A 15,946-nucleotide genomic window follows, 5' to 3' on the forward strand; every position below is an offset into this window, starting at 1 on the left:
GGTATCTCATGAAATCACTGAAGCTCATCGGTCTGGCATTCGGCGCGTCGATCGCGCTGTCGAGCGCGGCATTCGCGCAGGATGTCACCATCGCAGTCGCAGGCCCGATGACAGGCACAGAGTCCGCCTTCGGCCGCCAGATGAAGAACGGCGCCGAGATGGCCGTGGCTGATATCAACACCGCCGGCGGCATCAACGGCAAGAAGCTCTCGCTCAACGTCGAGGACGATGCCTGCGATCCCAAGCAGGCGCGCTCGATTGCGGAAAAGATCGCCGGCGCCAAGATCCCCTTCGTCGCCGGACACTACTGCTCGTCGTCGTCGATCCCGGCCTCGGAGGCCTATGCAGACGGCAACGTCCTCCAGATCACCCCAGCCTCGACCAACCCGCTCTTCACCGAGCGCAAGCTGTGGAACGTGGCGCGCGTCTGCGGCCGCGACGATCAGCAGGGCCTGATCGCGGCGCAGTACATCGCCAAGAACTACAAGGGCAAGAACATTGCGATCCTCAACGACAAGACCACCTACGGCAAGGGTCTTGCGGACGAGACCAAGAAGGCGCTCAACAAGGCCGGCATCACCGAGAAGATGTACGAGTCCTACAACAAGGGCGACAAGGACTTCAACGCGATCGTCTCGCGCCTGAAGCGCGACAACATCGATCTCGTCTATGTCGGCGGCTACCATCAGGAGAGCGGCCTGATCCTGCGCCAGATGCGCGACCAGGGTCTCAAGACAGTGCTGATGGCCGGCGACGCGCTCGCCGACAAGGAGTACGCCTCCATCACCGGCCCGGCCGGCGAAGGCACGCTGTTCACCTTCGGCCCCGATCCGCGCAACAAGCCGACCGCCAAGAAGATCGTCGATGCCTTCAAGGCCAAGAACATCGACCCCGAAGGCTACACGCTCTACACCTATGCGGCGATGCAGGTCTGGTCGCAGGCGGCCAAGAAGGCCGGCACCACCGACGCCAAGAAGGTGATGGAGGCGATGAAGGCCGGCAAGTGGGACACCGTGATCGGCCCGATCGAGTATGACGCCAAGGGCGACATCAAGCAGATCGACTACGTCGTCTACAAATGGGATGCCAAGGGCGGCTACGCCGAGATCAAAGGCAACGGCACCTAACGCGCTTGCCGGGCCCCAAGGCCGTTATCCAAGCATCATCACGCCCCGGCTTGCCCGGGGCGTTCTTCTTGGGCAAGCGTCCTGGACAAGGGTCAGACAGCTGCGGGCAGTTCGCCGCCCGCCGCGGCCTGGGCCTTCCGCAGCGCTTGCAGGAGATCGTTCGGCCGAAACGGCTTTTGCAGGCAGACCACGTTGGCAAGGTGAGGCGATTGTTCCATGAAATCCAGCGCCGTCATCCCGGACACCGCAATGATGGGGAGGCCCGGCGCACGCTCCCGCAGGCTCGCGATGACGTCGACGCCGCTGGTGTCGCCAAGGAAGATATCGACGATCGCCGCGTCAAACGGGCTTTCCGCGAAGGCTTTCAGCCCGGCCGCACCGCTTTCGGCCTCCGCGACCTCGAAGCGATGGACCCGAAGCACGATCGCGACCATCGCACGGACGTCCTTCTGGTCGTCGATGATGAGAACACGGGGCATAGGGAAGAACTCCCGGATATCGATCAAAATCGATGATTCAAACCTGGAACCCACTCCGGCGGGATGGCATTATGGCACCGTCCAGTAAAGCGCATCTTACCCGACCCCTATTCCGTGGTCCCACCAGAATTAAGTAATCTGTAACCTTCGGTTGAGTCGCGGTCGCAACAGTTCAAGATGTGCACCCGTAACCCGCTACCATAGCGCCGGCCTGCGGGGATCCGAATGACGTCGATGAAAATGGCGAAGACCGGTCTGCGAGAGGTGGACGTGCCCGCGACGATCGACCGAAGCACATTCCTTTCGACCCTGCCGGCCACCTCGACCGACCGCACCGCCGCATTGGCGATCGTCGGCATATCAGCAATCCTGTTCGCATTGGCCGTCCCTTTCGCGGGTACCCCGCTCCTGCCCGTCCCGGCCTTTATCGCGAGCTATCAATCGGCCCTCGCCGTAAGCGACATCGTCACCGCGGTGCTGCTGCTGTCGCAGTTTTCGGTCTTGCGGACCCGCGCGCTGCTGTGGCTCGCGAGCGGCTATCTGTTCACCGCCGCCGCGGCGCTGGTTCATGCCCTCACCTTCCCCGGACTGTTCACCCCGACCGGACTTTTCGGCGCGGGCGGGCAAACCACGGTCTGGCTCTACATGATCTGGCACGGCGGCTTCCCGGTGTTCGTGCTGGGCTATGCCTGGCTGAAGGAGGCCGACGGCGGCGCCAGGATCCGCGGCACGACAATCAGGGCGATCTGCGCCATCGTGTTCGGCGTCGCCGCCGCCATGGCCGTCTTCGCCTGGATCGTCACCGCCTGGCACGATCTGCTCCCGGTCCTGCTGCGCGACGGCCACTACATGCCGGCCATGATCGGCGTCGTATCCTTCGTATGGTCGCTCAGCTTTGCCGCCCTCGTCTCGCTCTGGTTCCGCAGGCCGCATTCGGTGATCGACGTCTGGCTCATGGTCGTGATGTGCGCCTGGCTGTTCGATATCGCACTCTCGGCGATCGTGAACGTCGCGCGCTTCGATCTCGGCTTCTACGTCGGCCGCCTCTACGGCCTCTGCGCGGCGACCTTCGTGCTCGCGGTGCTCCTGGTCGAGAATGTCCGCCTCCAGGCGCAGACCGCGAGCATGGTCGGCGCGCTGAAGCGCCGATCGGACGCCGAGCGCGACTATCACGCCGAGCGCGAGCGGCTGTTCACCGCCGTCGTCGAATCCTCCAACGACGCCATCATCACCAAGTCGCTCGACGGCACCATTACGACCTGGAACAGCGCGGCCGAGCGCGTCTTCGGCTACTCCGCCGATGAGGCGGTCGGCCGTTCCATCGACATCATCATGCCGGACGATCAGCGTGACGATGTGGCCGAGAATCTGGCCCGCACCCGCAACGGCGAGGTCATCGACCAGCAGGAGACCGTACGGCTGCACAAGAGCGGTCAACCCATCGACGTGGTGCTGAGCCAGGTCCCACTGCGATCGACCGAGGGCAAGATCATCGGCGCGTCCAAGGTGGCCCGCGACGTCACCGAGCGGAAGCGAGCGGAGATGGCGCTCAATCGGGAGATCGAGGAGCGCCAGCGCATTTTCGAGACATCGCAGGACCTGATCCTGGTCACCGATGGTTTCGGCAACTTCATCCAGGTCAGCCCCAGTGTGAAGGACATCCTCGGCTTCAGCCCGGACGACATGGTCGGGCACAGTGCGATCGAGTTCATCCACCCTGATGACCTCGAGAAGACGCGCAGCGAGATGCGCGCGGCCCGGCGCGGCGCGGTCAAGCGCAGCTTCGAGGCGCGCTACTATCACTACGATGGTCACGAGGTCACGCTGAACTGGATGGGCACCTGGTCCGAGCCGGTGCGGCGCCATTTCTTCATCGGCCGCGACCTCACCGAGAAGCAGGCCGCCGAAGCCCAGCTCCGGCAGGTCCAGAAGATGGATTCGATCGGCCAGTTGACCGGCGGCGTCGCCCACGACTTCAACAACGTGCTGACCGTCATCACCGGCACGATCGGCATTCTGGCGGATGCGGTCGCCGACCGGCCCGAGCTCGCCGCCATCACCAAGCTGATCGACGACGCCGCCGAGCGCGGCGCGCAGCTGACCAAGCACCTGCTCGCCTTCGCCCGCAAGCAGCCGCTCCAGCCGCGCGAGATCGACGTCAATGCGCTGACGCTCGAGGCCGCCAAGCTGCTGCATCCGACGCTGGGCGAGCAGATCACCATCATGCCCCAGCTCACTGAGGATGCCTGGCCGACACTGGTGGACCCAGGCCAGCTCTCCACCGCGATCCTCAACCTCGCGCTGAACGCGCGCGATGCCATGCCCGACGGCGGCACCCTGGTGCTCGAGACCCGCAACGTCTTCCTCGACGACGGTTATGCCAGCATGAATCCCGACATCGTTGCCGGCAATTACGTGATGATCGCGGTCAGCGACACCGGCACTGGAATTCCGGCCGATCTGATCGAGCGGGTGTTCGATCCGTTTTTCACGACCAAGGAGGTCGGCAAGGGCACCGGCCTCGGGCTCAGCATGGTGTTCGGCTTCGTCAAGCAGTCCGGCGGCCACATCAAGATCTACAGCGAGGAAGGCCACGGCACGAGCGTGAAGATCTACCTGCCGCGCTCCACCGGCGTGCAGGAGACCGAGTTCGAGGCGCTTCAGAACGCGCCCGTCGCCGGCGGCAGCGAGAAGATCCTGATCGTCGAGGACGACGCCCTGGTACGGCAATATGTCGTGACCCAGATCAAGAGCCTCGGCTACGCCGCGCTCGAAGCCGCCAACGCGGCCGACGCCCTCACCATCATCGACGCCGACAAGGACATCGACCTGCTCTTCACCGACGTCATCATGCCGGGCGCCATGAACGGCCGCCAGCTCGCCGATGAAGCGGCCCGCCGCCGCCCCGACCTGAAGACGCTGTTCACCTCGGGCTACACCGAGAACGCCATCGTCCATCACGGCCGGCTCGACTCCGGCGTGCTGCTGCTGGCCAAGCCCTACCGCAAGTCCGAGCTGGCCAAGATGCTCAGAACGGCGCTCGCCAGTTGAGCCTGCGGCATCTCTGCGCTATCGCAGAAGCGAACTCCTCATCAGCGCGCGAGGCCACCTTGAAAAATCTGCTGACCGACATCGCCGGCGTCCGCGTCGGCCATGCCGAGGATGCCAAAGTCGCCTCCGGCACGACCGCGATCATTTTCGATTCCCCCGCGGTCGCGGCGATCGACGTCCGCGGTGGCGGCCCCGGCACGCGCGAGGACGCACTGCTCGATCTCGCCAATACCGTCGAACGCGTCGACGCGATCGCGCTGTCGGGCGGCTCCGCCTTCGGCCTCGATACCGGCGGCGGCGTGCAGGCCTGGCTCGCCGAGCAGGGCCGCGGCCACCGGGTTCGCGAAGCGCTGATCCCGATCGTGCCGGGCGCGATCCTGTTCGATCTCCTCAACGGCGGCGACAAGGCATGGGGACGCTTCTCGCCCTATCGCGACCTCGGCTACGCCGCGGCAGCAGCCGCCGGCACGGACTTTGCAATCGGCAGCGTCGGCGCGGGCTTAGGTGCCACCACCGCGACGTTCAAGGGCGGGCTCGGCTCAGCCTCGGCGGTGACGCCTGATGGCGTCAAGGTCGCGGCGATCGTCGCCGTCAATGCAGTGGGCAGCGTCACCGTCGGCAACGGGCCGTGGTTCTGGGCGGCGCCGTTCGAGGTGGACGGCGAATACGGCGGACGCGGCCTGCCCGACAAGTTCACCGACGACATGCTGCGCATGCGCATCAAGGGCGGTCCCGCCGCGAGCGCGCGCGAAAATACCACGATCGGGGCCGTCGTCACCGACGCGGTGCTGACCAAGCCCCAGGCCAAGCGGCTGGCGATGATCGCCCACACCGGCTTCGCCCGCGCCATCTATCCGGTGCATGCACCGACCGACGGCGACGTGCTGTACGCGGCTGCGACCTGCGAGAAGCCGATCGAGCCGCTGGTCGGCCTCACCGAGCTCGGCACCGTCGCCGCCAACGTGGTCGCGCGCGCAATCGCACGCGGCGTGTATTGCGCAACCGCGCTGCCGTTCGGCAGCGCGCAGCCGGCATGGCGGGACCGGTTTGGTGGGTAGTTGAACGCCCGTCACATCAGGTGTCATCGCCCGGCGAAGACCGGGCGATCCAGTATTCCAGAGACGGTTGTGATTGAACCGGAAGGCCGCGGCGTACTGGATGCCCCGCTTTCGCGGGGCATGACAGCGTAATTTGGCGAGAGAGCGCTCTTAGCTCACACGCTCATCGACATCGACGAGCCGGCGGTCGCTGAAGCGCCTAGCCCCTGCCCGCCTTGCCGCTGCATCAACTGCGCGAACAGATCGTAAGCCGAATTAGGGGAGCTGGAGGCGCCCGGGACCGTCGTCGACATCTTGAAGCCGTCGGCATAGGTGACGGTGGTGGTGGTCGAGCCGTCGGCGGCGGTCGTCGTGGTCGAGGTCGATCCGCCGCTTGGCTTCGAGGAGGAATCCGATCCCTCGCCGGAGCCGCTGGCACCGTGGGCATGGCCGCGATGGCCGCTCTTCAGCGCCTTCGACATCTCGTCGAGGTTGACGCTGCCGTCGGAATTCGAATCCAGCTTCGAGAACACGTCATCGGCCTTTGCCAGATTGGTGCCACCGGCTCCCAGCGCGTTCTCGAATTCGGACTTGGTAATCTTGCCGTCGCCGTCCGCATCGATCTGCGAGAACAGGTCCTTCAGCGCAGCGTCCCGGCGGGTCGAGGACGATGAGTTCGACGAGGTCGAGGTCGTCGCGCTGCTGGTGCCGTCCGACGACTGGCTTTGCGCGGCGATCAGCGCGCTCATCGTCTCCGGCGCGATCGGCGCACAATTGCCGGAGTTGACCGACGAGGTCGCGCCGCTGCTCGTGCTGTTGCTGCCGCTGTCGATCGCGAACGGATTGGTCGGCGCGCTTTGCGATGATCCCGTCTTCTGCGTCGAGGACGACGATTTCGAGTTCGTCAGCGACTGGATCGCGTCGAGCGCCGTCGAGACGGCGCCAAGGGCAAACAACATTGCACAACTCCAACCGATGCGGCATGCCGCGGTCAATGTTCCGGGGAGGAAGTCAGCAAGCGCCGTGCCAGCGCGAAAAGCTCAATGAATTCCGCTTCCAGCGCACCTGGCGCGGCCCGGCGATATCGGCAATTCGTGCCGCAGACGGCAGAAATTTCCGCCCACAGGCAGCGCGCCTGTCCTGCATTGCCCGCCACGAAGGCCCATGTTAGGCGAGGCCCATTCCTCTTTCGGCCGCCACCGGAAACAGCGCCATGACCCAAGCCTTCACCCCCCGCCCCCTGGCAATCGCCCCCTCGATCCTGGCCTCGGATTTCTCCAGGCTCGGCGAAGAGGTGCGCGCGGTGGACGCCGCCGGTGCCGACTGGATCCATCTCGACGTGATGGACGGGCACTTCGTCCCGAACATTTCCTATGGCCCCGACGTCATCAAGGCGATGCGCCCGCATACCAAGAAGGTCTTCGACGCGCACCTGATGATCTCGCCCTGCGATCCCTATCTCGAGGCCTTCGCCAAAGCCGGCTGCGACCACATCACGGTCCATGCGGAAGCAGGTCCCCATCTGCACCGCTCGCTCCAGGCGATCCGCGCGCTCGGCAAGAAGGCGGGCGTCTCGCTCAATCCGGGCACGCCCATCGGCGTACTCGAATACGTCATCGACCTGGTCGATCTCGTGCTGGTGATGTCGGTCAATCCCGGCTTCGGCGGCCAGGCCTTCATTCCCTCCGCGATCGGCAAGATCCGCGACATCCGCGCGATGACGGCGGGCCGTCCGATCGACATCGAGGTCGACGGCGGGGTCGGTCCCGACGTCGCGGGCGCGCTCGCCGCGGCCGGCGCCAACGCCTTCGTCGCCGGCACCTCCGTGTTCAGGGGCGGCACGCAGGACGCCTACAGGACCAATATTGCCGCGATCCGCAATGCCGCCGCAGGCGCCCGCGGCGAAGCCATCTGAGCCGCATCGGACTCTGCACGAGCGGCGAAAACCTGCGGCTCTTACGGGTGCCGCAGCGCGCGATGCCTAAAATTGCAACTGCGACCCGTACTCATCCGGGCTTCACTGATTCGCGCAAATCACCGCTACTGGCTCCTGCCTGCTTTTGACGGGAGCACATCATGACGACGACCCTGGTTTGGACTGGCGTGGCGTTGTGGCTTGGTTTCAGTGCATTTGTGGTGTTTGGCCCAACGGTCGGACCGGAGAAGGTTGCGGCACGTTCCGCTCGCGTCCATCGCCTTCATCGCCGGGGCTGACGTCCATGCAGATCGCGGTCGTAAAATGTCAGCCGAAGCGCAGGTGCCGGATTCCGCGTCGCCCGCATCCGAGCCTCGATTATTTCTTCGGCCGCCTCGAGCGCGCCGACGGCGCCATGGATGACGATGCCGAGCTCGACAATTCGGAGCTCGACCATTCGTTGCCCTCGCAGCGCCGACACTGAGAACCTCCTTTCCGGATCAAATCCATGAAACCGCATTGCCCGAACTGCCTGAAGGAAATGACCAAGGCATCCGCGTCGCGTAACCTGTTCAATTGCGAGCCCTGCCGCGAGATCATCCAGTATTTCGGCGGCAGCGCGGATCACGGCGAGCCCGGTCCGCAATTCTCCTGGCCCATCCGCCGCAGGCGCACCGGCCATACCGCCCACGCGGCCTGATCTCTTCTCGGCGACGCCGGGCGCGCCTATCCCGCCGCCTCGCCGGCATCGGCCTCATCACCCGCCATTCGCGGCGGCCGCACCACGGTGACGGTGCAGGCCGCTTCCGCGGCCACCTTGGCCGAGACGCTGCCGAGCAGCGTGCGCCTGAATGAGCCCTGCCGCGCCCCGATGATGACGTGGTCGACGTGGTTGACCTCGGCGAATTCCAGGATCGCAGCGGCCGGATCGACCGCCTCCAGCACATGAGCCGACAGCCGGCTCTCGTCCAGCTTCAGCGGCGTGGCCCAATGCCGGAGCGCCACCAGCCGGTCGATATGCTTGTTGGAGCCCTGCTCGTCCAGCGTCCGGTCGATCGCGATGCGGTTGAGCTTCAGGACGTTGAGGCAGGCAAGCCGCGCCGAGGGCAGCGTGGCGAGAATGCGCTCGGTGGTGACGCGCAGCGCCTCGTTCAGCTCGGGCGCGCCTTCCGCCGTGTCGAGCGCGACCGCGAGGATCGGGCTCGATGCGATCTGGGCTGCGACATCCGATTTCGCGCGCGGCTGCATGACGCCCTGGTTGAAGCGGCGCCGCCAGGCGACGCCGAGGGGGTCGCGCTTCATCCGTTCCGAGCGTGTCGTGAGCCTGACCTGGTCCGGATGGGTCAGATCGAAGGCGAGCTGGGACGCCGTCGGATAGCGCCGCACCGGCTCGATCTCGAGACACCGCAACACCACCTCCTGGAGCCAGGGCGGATAGTCGGCGCGCAGTGCGCGCGGCGGATGCGGATCGCGCCACAGCCGGCGCCGCATCGCGCGCAGCGTCTCGCCCTCGCCGAACGGCCGCTCGCCGGTCGTGAAGAAATAGAGCAGCACGCCGAGCGAGAACAGGTCGCTGCGCGGATCGTCGCGCACGCCCAGGAGCCGCTCCGGCGCCATGTAGGGCGCGGTGCCGTAAGGCAGGCGGAACTCCTCCTGCAGGAGATCGGGCAGATGGTTGTGGTGCGACAGGCCGTAGTCGATCAGCACCGCCTCGCCGGACCCGCGGAACATGATGCTGCTCGGCTTGATGTCGTGATGGATCACGTTCTGCCGGTGCAGATCGGCGAGTGCGGTCGCGATCTTCGCAACCAGCAGCCGCGCCTCCTCGTATGGCAGCGGCAGGTCGGCCAGCCGCTTGTAGAGCGTGGTCCCGGGGATGCGCTCGATCACGACATAGGCCTGGTGCGCGAAATCGCCGGTGCCGAAACACGAGGGCACGTGCGGGCCCGCGAGCCGCGGCAGGATCATCATCTCCATCTCGAAGGAGACGATCGCGGCGGGGTCCTCGCCCTCCGACACCCGCGGAATTTTCATCAGCAGCGGGACGTCGATGCCGGGATGGGTGACCGTCCACAGCGTCGCCATGCCGCCGGCATGGACGCATTCGCCGATGGTGTAGCCGTCGATCTCCGCGCCTGATTTGACCAGGGGTTTCGGCATCGGCCTCTAGCGTCCCTGCGACAGCCGGTCGGCGAGCCAGGGCGGCAGGCCGTTCTCGCGGATCTTGTTCGCCGCGCTCGCGATGTCATAGGGCACGCGGCAATAGGTGATCTGGCACGAGACCGTGTCGAACAGCGCGAAGGATGCGGACGGATCGCTGTCGCGGGGCTGGCCGACCGAGCCGAGCACGGCGAGCCATTGCCGTCCACGCAGAAGCTGCACCGGGACGTCGGTCTTCGGCACAAAGCTCGTCATCTTCGCCGTCACCGACATCGAATAGAGCGCCGGACGGTGAATGTGACCACAGAACGTGACATGGGCGGGCGTCGCGATCAGGCTCTTGGCGGCATCCGCCGTCGAGCGGACGTAGTGCCAGCGCTGGGGACTGGAGGCTTCCGAATGCACGAACAGCCGGTCGCTGTCCGCCACCAGCATCGGCAATTCGGCCAGGAACCGGCGCTGCGCGGCATCAAGCCGGCCGCGGGTCCATTCGATCGCGATCTGCGCCTCGGCATTCATGGTCTCGGCCGAGGAATTGACCGCCTGGTCGTGATTGCCGCGCACGGCCACGGCGCCCCCGGCGACGAGCTCCATCGCGGTATCCACGACCCATTCCGGATCGGCGCCATAGCCGACGAAGTCGCCGAGCAGGATGAACCGCTCTGCGCCCTTCGCACGGGCAACCTTCAGGCAAGCCTCGAACGCCTGCCGGTTGCCGTGGATATCCGAAAAGACAGCGAGAAGCACGCACCCTCCACCCTCAGGTTCTTATCGAAAGCCGATAAGGCCAAATTGAGGGACGTCAAGAAGATGCGCCAGCGCGGGGCCGTTTTCCAGCGTGCCCCCGCCGCGATGGTCAGGGGTCTATTGCTCGTCCTTCGGCGGCATCCGGGGCGGCGGCAGCGGGGTGAATACCGCGCCCTGCGCACCGGCCGGCGGGGCGTTGAACTCGCCGGTCGAGGAATCGCCCCCGCTGGTCTCGAGGATGGTCTTGGGCGTCACATACTCCCGGACCATGTCGATCAGGCTGCCCTCGCCACCGCCGAAATCCGCGGCGCGGCCGCCCTGCGGATGCCCGGCCGCGATCTCGTTCTGCGCCGCGTGGGTCTTGTTGGCCAGCCGGTCGTCATAGGGCACGCGGAAGGCCCGGGGGATGCCGCTCGGACGATTGTCCTCGTCGAGCTGCTCGACCCAGAGATAGATCGAGCCTGGATCGCCCTCCAGCGAATGCGGCTCGACGATGCGGGCCTGTAGTAGCTTGAAGGCAGCAGGCAGCCGGTCGGCGCTGGCCCAGCCGAGCAGCCCGCGCATTTCGGTGAAGCTGACGACGTAGAAAGCGCTGGTCACGACCACCGCGACCGCCTTCAGCGCCCAGTGCAGCCGCGCATAGACCAGCACGACCAGCAGCAGCGCGCCGATGACGGCATAGGCGACCGACAGCGTGAGGATGACCGTCTGCAGGTTACTCACGGCGTATCCTCACACCGGTCTTCGCATCGACGTCGGCGCCGTTGCGCCAGCTGCTGCGGAACGTCTCCAGCAGCGATTTCGGCCGCTGGTCCACATTGACGACCTTGCCTTCCGCATCGAGCCGGAACCGCACCGCGGTCTTCTCGTCGCCGGTGTGGTCGAGCGTGAACTTGTTGTCGAAGATGACCTGCGCGGTCGGATTGAGCTTCTGCACCTTCACATTGGCCGTCACAGGCTCGCCGGTCGTGGCCACGAAGTGGGAGACGTTGACGGTGTATTCGCCGGCAACGATGCCGCGCACGGTGACGATCTCCTCGCGGATGGGCGAAGCGATCTTCTTGCCGTTGACGATGATGAAATCGTTGGCCCCGCCGCGATCGTCGCGGTCGAGCGTGAGGAAGCCGGCCTCGCGATGGCGATACCAGGCGATGTTGCCGGCCGGATCCTGCACGAACAGGTCGAGATCGTCAGGGTGATTGTCCGGCCAGTCCAGCGTGATCATGAACTCGGCCTTGGAGTCGATCTTGCCGTCCTTCGCATCCGGCGAGACCGCAAGCAGCGCCAGGAAGAACAGGAACGCGATCACCTGGAGCGCCTTGAACAGCATCACGCCCAGGGGATCGAACGGCTCCTCGCGCGGATAGAGACCGAAATCATCCATCATGACGGGATTCCGGCGCCCTTGCGTTCCAGCACCGGCGTCACGTACGTCTCGGTCAGCACCACCGCATCCGAGAACACCCGCTGGGTCGCGGCGTCCAGCATGTAGTACTGGATGCGGACCAGGATCGAGCCGACGAGGCCCGCCAGCGTCGTGTACATCGCAACCGCCATGCCGTCGCTCATCAGCCCCATCGAGGACCGCATCGCGACCTTGTCGGCGGCATCCAGCCCGGCGATCGGCGCCAGCATGATGATGAAGCCGATGATGGTACCGAGCAGGCCGAGCTTCATCAGCGTGTCCGAGACGAAGGCGCCGAAGCCGTTGGAGCCGCGCAGGCGGTCGGCCAGCGTCCGCAGCAGCAGCGTCTGGTCAACCGGCCGGTAATCCTGCGCGGCGGCCTTGGTGACCAGGCTGTCGATATGATCGCGCACCAGTCCGCGCGGCAGAGCCGTCGCGCTCGCATCGAGCAGCTTGCTGCCGCCGGGCGCCGCGAGCGCCGCCCTGCAGCGCCGCGCCGCCGCCCCCTCCCGCGCGATCGCCCGCGTGCGCAGGAAGCAATGGCCGCAGGTGAGGACATAGAGCAGCGCGATCACGCTGGAAATGTAGGTCCGGTCCGAGGTCAGCATCAGGTGGATCAGGCCGAAGCGCCACAACAGCACGACGGCGAAGATCGACAGCCCGGTGAAGATCATCCAGAACAGGAGCGCGCTGCGCTCGGATGGGTCGGCAGCAGACCCTGCGATCGGTCCAATCGTCATCGAACTCATGCTGCACCGCTCCCGGCTTGCAGGGACTGTCCTGCAACGATTCCACCCCGATTAGATCAAAGCCGCCACGCCCGGTCCAAAGACCCATGCCCAATCCGGCTTGGGAAATTTGCCCGAGCTACAATCCGGCCCAAACCCTGCGATTGGCAAGGCGCGGCGGCGTTGTTAGGCTGACCTTACCAAACTTTGGGGTGATCGCATGCGCCTCGTGCTTCAGCTTGTCGCCCGTCTGCTTCTCATTGTGGCGCTCTGCCTGGGCGCGGCGACCGTATGGGCCACGTTCGAGGCCTATCGCAGCGTCGACCGGGCGACTGCGGCCTCGGCGCAGCGGGTCGCGCAGGCACTTCAGGCGCTGTACTGGCACGAGCTGTTGCTGCGCAGCAGCAGGGCGCGCGAACATCTGCTGCCGGTTCCGGAGTGGCGCACGCTGGACACGATGAAACTGATCTCGCCCGGAGTCTGCGTCGAGTTCCAGCCCGCCGTCGCATTCGAAAAGCCGCTGTGCGGCCAGAGCGAGGGGCTAGGCAAGACGCCGCCGCGCTGGTTCGCATCGATCGTGCCGACCTTCCTCGGCAGCCACGCCGAGGTGGTGCGGCCGGTCAGTCCGCGCGCCGCGGCCGCCGGCACGGTGGTTGCGACGCCCGATGCCGCGGCCGCGATCTCGCTCGCCTGGGAGTACATCCTCAACGTCATCGACGTTGCGCTGCTGATGGCGACGGCGATTGCGCTGCTGGCGTCGCTTGCGATCGCGCATACGCTGGTGCCGGCACGCGCGATCGTCACCGCGCTCCAGCGCATGGCGCGCGGCCATTATCGCACCAAACTGCCGCGCTTCCGCTCCATGGAGCTTGCAATGATCGGGGGCGCCGTCGGCGAGCTCGGCACCCGGCTGGAAGAAGCCACCGAACAGCGCGCGGCGCTGACGCGGCGGCTGATCGAGATCCGCGACGACGAACGCCGCGCCCTCGCCCGCGAGCTGCACGACGAATTCGGGCAAAACCTCGCGGCCATCCTCGCTTTCGCCGACACCATCGAGACGGCGAGCGCGAAGCAGAACAGGGAAGACGGCATCGCGCAGGACGCAAGGATGATCTCGCAGGCGACCCATCATCTGATGGCCTCACTGCGCGATGCGCTGAAGCGGCTGCGCAATCCCCTGCCCGAGGAGCTCGGGCTGGAGGCGAGCCTCGTCAATCTCGTCGACAGCTGGCGCTCGCAGAGCGCGGCGCGGCCGACCATCCAGCTCGATCTGAGGGGAGATCTTACCGACATCAGCGGCCCGGCCGCCACCACCGCCTATCGCGTCGCCCAGGAATGCCTGACCAATGCGCTGCGCCACGGCGCGGCACGCGAGATCTCGTTGCGCGTCGAGCGGCGCGCCGGCGAGGACGACGCGCTGCTGATCCGGGTCGAGGACGACGGCGGCGGCGATGCGGAACGCGTGGCGCGGTCGGCGGGCTTCGGCCTCACCGGCATCCGCGAGCGCGTCGCAGCCGCCGGCGGGTCGCTGTCGATCCTGCCGGCCAGAGGCGGCCTCAGCGTCGCCGCCACCATCCCGCTCGCCGCGTGAGGCCGAGATGAGCGAGGTTGCGGCAACAGGCATCTCCGTGCTGCTGGTCGACGACCATCCCATCGTCCGGCAGGGCTACCGGCGGGTGCTGGAAAGCCAGGGTGACCTCCATGTCGTGGCGGAAGCCGACAACGCCGCGGATGCCTACGGCGCCTTCAAGGCGCACGATCCTGATGTCGTCGTGCTCGATATCTCGATGCCCGGCGCCAGCGGGCTGGAGGCGATCCGCAACATCCGCGCCCGCAGCCCGCGGGCGCGGATCCTCGTCTTCACCATGCACAACGAGGCCGTGCTGGTGAAGGCCGCCTTCAGCGCCGGCGCCTCCGGCTTCGTCACCAAGAGCAGCGAGCCGTCCGCGGTCGTGAATGCAATCCGCAGCGTCGCCCGCGGCGAGCGCGCCATGAGCGACGACATCGCGCATATCCTGGCCGACGACAGCCTGTCGCCGACCGGCTCAGTGCTGGATCAACTGGGCGAACGCGAGATCGAGATCCTGCGCCAGTTCGCCGGCGGCGCCACCACCGAGCAGATCGCGACGCATCTCAATCTCAGCGTCAAGACGGTGCAGAATTATCACTATCTGATCAAGACCAAGACCGGCGCGCGCACGGACGCGCAGCTCGTGCGGCTGGCGGCGAGTTGCGGGCTGACGAAGATCTAGCAGCGGGGCTGCCGGATTCCTCAAGCGACGTGTTGTTCTTGAATCTGCTGAGCGGGATGGAACGGAGGCCATCCAGCTCCGGTTAGTAGTAGTGGAGGAATCGCCATGAGTAAGGCTCATCACAAGGCAATCGACCATCCCCCGATCATCACCGTAGGCGAGCTTATCGACGAACTCTGCCGCTTGCCCGATACGGCCGTCGTCCACTTCCACTGCCCCATGCTCGAACAGGAACTGACATTCTACCGGCTTCGAAAGCGGTCAAAGGATGTCGTCGAAATCGCGGTCAATGCATATCCGGAGAGCCCGCCGGTCGTTCCAGCAGCCAACGGCGCGCTTCACCCGCGCAGGCACGCAACTGCCTCGCCCTCCGTTCGCGAGGGCGCGCTTCTTCACAAGGCAAGAGGGTGAGTTAGGCGTCGCGGTCTATGCCGCCTTCAACCCGCGCAGCAGCAGCGCGAGCGTTGCATCGACGCGCGCGGGCAGATCGGCGTCCTTCCACTCGTCGGCATGGGCCGGATGGTGGAAGCGGACGGTGGCATCGAAGATCGCGCGCGCGGTGGCCTTGACGTCGTCCACAGCGAATACGCCCTGCTTCACGCCGTCGGTCAGGATCGCCGCGATCTGGTCGATCATGGTGTCCTTGTGACATTTGACGGCTGCGCAGGCCTCGCGCGCCAGCGTGAGATAGGTCTCGAACATCTCGGGATCGTCGAGCACACGCGAACGCTTGGCGGCGAACAGCGTGCGCAGCCAGCGGTCGAGCCGCACCGGCGCGGGCCCTTCCTCCCTGGCGATCTGGAGCAACGGCGCGTCGATACGGTCAAGCCAGCGTTTGGCAACGGCCTCGCGTAGCGAGGCCTTGCTCGGAAAATGGCGATAGACGCTGCCGTGGCTCACATCGAGCGCACGGGCAACGTCGACCACGGTGGCCTTGGCAAGCCCGTAGCGCCTGAGCACGTCCTCGGTGACTTCGAGGATCCGCTCCGGCGTCAAGACAACGGCTTCATTCATGCCAGCACCATGTTCCCGCTCGGGGTTCATT

General features: G+C 66.1%; 17 protein-coding genes. 9 read left to right on the top strand and 8 right to left on the bottom strand.

Annotated features, from left to right (window positions below; genetic code table 11):
• Positions 1 to 8 precede the first annotated feature (8 nt).
• Entirely contained in the window at positions 9 to 1,127 is a 1,119-nt protein-coding gene (locus ACE10W_RS25440) for a branched-chain amino acid ABC transporter substrate-binding protein (RefSeq protein WP_060908122.1), read from the top strand.
• Positions 1,128 to 1,219: 92 nt separating this feature from the next.
• On the opposite strand, the gene ACE10W_RS25445 is transcribed toward ACE10W_RS25440, so the two are convergent.
• On the bottom strand, positions 1,220 to 1,606 hold the full coding sequence (locus ACE10W_RS25445; protein WP_038967598.1) for a response regulator: 387 nt from the start codon (positions 1,604 to 1,606) through the stop codon (positions 1,220 to 1,222).
• Positions 1,607 to 1,831: 225 nt separating this feature from the next.
• Here ACE10W_RS25445 and ACE10W_RS25450 point away from each other — a divergent pair, with 225 nt between their 5' ends.
• Both ACE10W_RS25450 and ACE10W_RS25455 read left to right on the top strand, forming a co-directional pair.
• Positions 1,832 to 4,657, top strand: coding sequence for a PAS domain S-box protein (locus ACE10W_RS25450; protein WP_375762046.1), 2,826 nt, complete (start codon positions 1,832 to 1,834; stop codon positions 4,655 to 4,657).
• A gap of 59 nt (positions 4,658 to 4,716) precedes the next feature.
• Entirely contained in the window at positions 4,717 to 5,715 is a 999-nt protein-coding gene (locus tag ACE10W_RS25455; protein WP_304565588.1) for a P1 family peptidase, read from the top strand.
• 155 nt (positions 5,716 to 5,870) lie between these two features.
• Here the strand turns inward: ACE10W_RS25455 and ACE10W_RS25460 are convergent, their stop codons facing one another.
• Positions 5,871 to 6,653, bottom strand: a complete 783-nt coding sequence (locus ACE10W_RS25460; RefSeq protein WP_375762047.1) for an EF-hand domain-containing protein — start codon at positions 6,651 to 6,653, stop codon at positions 5,871 to 5,873.
• 254 nt (positions 6,654 to 6,907) lie between these two features.
• On the opposite strand from ACE10W_RS25460, the gene rpe reads away from it, so the two are divergent.
• The 3 genes from rpe (at position 6,908) to ACE10W_RS25475 (ending at position 8,309) form a co-directional block, all read left to right on the top strand.
• Complete coding sequence (gene rpe, locus ACE10W_RS25465) at positions 6,908 to 7,609, top strand: ribulose-phosphate 3-epimerase (protein ID WP_011088426.1); 702 nt, start codon at positions 6,908 to 6,910, stop codon at positions 7,607 to 7,609.
• A gap of 304 nt (positions 7,610 to 7,913) precedes the next feature.
• The gene (locus tag ACE10W_RS25470) at positions 7,914 to 8,093 is read left to right on the top strand and encodes a hypothetical protein (protein WP_028173399.1); all 180 of its coding nucleotides are present in this window, start codon (positions 7,914 to 7,916) and stop codon (positions 8,091 to 8,093) included.
• A gap of 24 nt (positions 8,094 to 8,117) precedes the next feature.
• A complete protein-coding gene (locus ACE10W_RS25475; protein ID WP_028173398.1) occupies positions 8,118 to 8,309 on the top strand; it encodes a hypothetical protein in 192 nt (63 codons plus the stop codon).
• A 26-nt stretch (positions 8,310 to 8,335) separates the two neighbouring features.
• Here ACE10W_RS25475 and ACE10W_RS25480 read toward each other — a convergent pair whose 3' ends face one another.
• The 5 genes from ACE10W_RS25480 to ACE10W_RS25500 all read right to left on the bottom strand — a co-directional run bounded on the left by ACE10W_RS25480 (position 8,336) and on the right by ACE10W_RS25500 (position 12,670).
• A complete protein-coding gene (locus ACE10W_RS25480) occupies positions 8,336 to 9,769 on the bottom strand; it encodes a serine/threonine protein kinase (RefSeq protein ID WP_375762048.1) in 1,434 nt (477 codons plus the stop codon).
• A gap of 6 nt (positions 9,770 to 9,775) precedes the next feature.
• Entirely contained in the window at positions 9,776 to 10,516 is a 741-nt protein-coding gene (locus tag ACE10W_RS25485) for a metallophosphoesterase family protein (protein WP_375762049.1), read from the bottom strand.
• 117 nt (positions 10,517 to 10,633) lie between these two features.
• Positions 10,634 to 11,239: a hypothetical protein gene (locus tag ACE10W_RS25490; RefSeq protein WP_028173396.1), complete on the bottom strand. Its 606-nt coding sequence runs from the start codon at positions 11,237 to 11,239 to the stop codon at positions 10,634 to 10,636.
• A complete protein-coding gene (locus tag ACE10W_RS25495; RefSeq protein WP_011088431.1) occupies positions 11,232 to 11,903 on the bottom strand; it encodes a hypothetical protein in 672 nt (223 codons plus the stop codon). Before ACE10W_RS25495 ends, ACE10W_RS25490 begins: the two co-directional genes overlap by 8 nt.
• Positions 11,900 to 12,670: a MotA/TolQ/ExbB proton channel family protein gene (locus ACE10W_RS25500; protein WP_011088432.1), complete on the bottom strand. Its 771-nt coding sequence runs from the start codon at positions 12,668 to 12,670 to the stop codon at positions 11,900 to 11,902. Before ACE10W_RS25500 ends, ACE10W_RS25495 begins: the two co-directional genes overlap by 4 nt.
• A 199-nt stretch (positions 12,671 to 12,869) precedes the next feature.
• Here ACE10W_RS25500 and ACE10W_RS25505 point away from each other — a divergent pair, with 199 nt between their 5' ends.
• The 3 genes from ACE10W_RS25505 (at position 12,870) to ACE10W_RS25515 (ending at position 15,312) form a co-directional block, all read left to right on the top strand.
• Entirely contained in the window at positions 12,870 to 14,240 is a 1,371-nt protein-coding gene (locus ACE10W_RS25505; protein WP_375762050.1) for a histidine kinase, read from the top strand.
• A 7-nt stretch (positions 14,241 to 14,247) separates the two neighbouring features.
• Complete coding sequence (locus ACE10W_RS25510; RefSeq protein ID WP_011088434.1) at positions 14,248 to 14,901, top strand: response regulator transcription factor; 654 nt, start codon at positions 14,248 to 14,250, stop codon at positions 14,899 to 14,901.
• Between the two features lie 105 nt (positions 14,902 to 15,006).
• Positions 15,007 to 15,312 (top strand): hypothetical protein, encoded by a 306-nt coding sequence (locus tag ACE10W_RS25515; RefSeq protein WP_038967604.1) that lies wholly within the window; start codon positions 15,007 to 15,009, stop codon positions 15,310 to 15,312.
• Positions 15,313 to 15,327: 15 nt separating this feature from the next.
• Here the strand turns inward: ACE10W_RS25515 and ACE10W_RS25520 are convergent, their stop codons facing one another.
• On the bottom strand, positions 15,328 to 15,915 hold the full coding sequence (locus ACE10W_RS25520) for a TetR family transcriptional regulator (RefSeq protein ID WP_028173393.1): 588 nt from the start codon (positions 15,913 to 15,915) through the stop codon (positions 15,328 to 15,330).
• Positions 15,916 to 15,946: the final 31 nt, after the last annotated feature.

It is taken from the genome of Bradyrhizobium sp. B025 (genome assembly GCF_042257955.1).
Classification (GTDB): Bacteria; Pseudomonadota; Alphaproteobacteria; order Rhizobiales; family Xanthobacteraceae; genus Bradyrhizobium; species Bradyrhizobium diazoefficiens.

Coding starts and splice junctions, on each gene's coding strand:
- ACE10W_RS25515 (WP_038967604.1), top strand. CDS start 15,007: ATGAGTAAGGCTCATCACAAGGCAATCGACCATCCCCCGATCATCACC.
- ACE10W_RS25445 (WP_038967598.1), bottom strand. CDS start 1,606: ATGCCCCGTGTTCTCATCATCGACGACCAGAAGGACGTCCGTGCGATG.
- rpe (WP_011088426.1), top strand. CDS start 6,908: ATGACCCAAGCCTTCACCCCCCGCCCCCTGGCAATCGCCCCCTCGATC.
- ACE10W_RS25495 (WP_011088431.1), bottom strand. CDS start 11,903: ATGATGGATGATTTCGGTCTCTATCCGCGCGAGGAGCCGTTCGATCCC.
- ACE10W_RS25460 (WP_375762047.1), bottom strand. CDS start 6,653: ATGTTGTTTGCCCTTGGCGCCGTCTCGACGGCGCTCGACGCGATCCAG.
- ACE10W_RS25480 (WP_375762048.1), bottom strand. CDS start 9,769: ATGCCGAAACCCCTGGTCAAATCAGGCGCGGAGATCGACGGCTACACC.
- ACE10W_RS25505 (WP_375762050.1), top strand. CDS start 12,870: ATGCGCCTCGTGCTTCAGCTTGTCGCCCGTCTGCTTCTCATTGTGGCG.
- ACE10W_RS25450 (WP_375762046.1), top strand. CDS start 1,832: ATGACGTCGATGAAAATGGCGAAGACCGGTCTGCGAGAGGTGGACGTG.
- ACE10W_RS25500 (WP_011088432.1), bottom strand. CDS start 12,670: ATGAGTTCGATGACGATTGGACCGATCGCAGGGTCTGCTGCCGACCCA.
- ACE10W_RS25470 (WP_028173399.1), top strand. CDS start 7,914: ATGCAGATCGCGGTCGTAAAATGTCAGCCGAAGCGCAGGTGCCGGATT.
- ACE10W_RS25475 (WP_028173398.1), top strand. CDS start 8,118: ATGAAACCGCATTGCCCGAACTGCCTGAAGGAAATGACCAAGGCATCC.
- ACE10W_RS25520 (WP_028173393.1), bottom strand. CDS start 15,915: ATGAATGAAGCCGTTGTCTTGACGCCGGAGCGGATCCTCGAAGTCACC.
- ACE10W_RS25510 (WP_011088434.1), top strand. CDS start 14,248: ATGAGCGAGGTTGCGGCAACAGGCATCTCCGTGCTGCTGGTCGACGAC.
- ACE10W_RS25440 (WP_060908122.1), top strand. CDS start 9: ATGAAATCACTGAAGCTCATCGGTCTGGCATTCGGCGCGTCGATCGCG.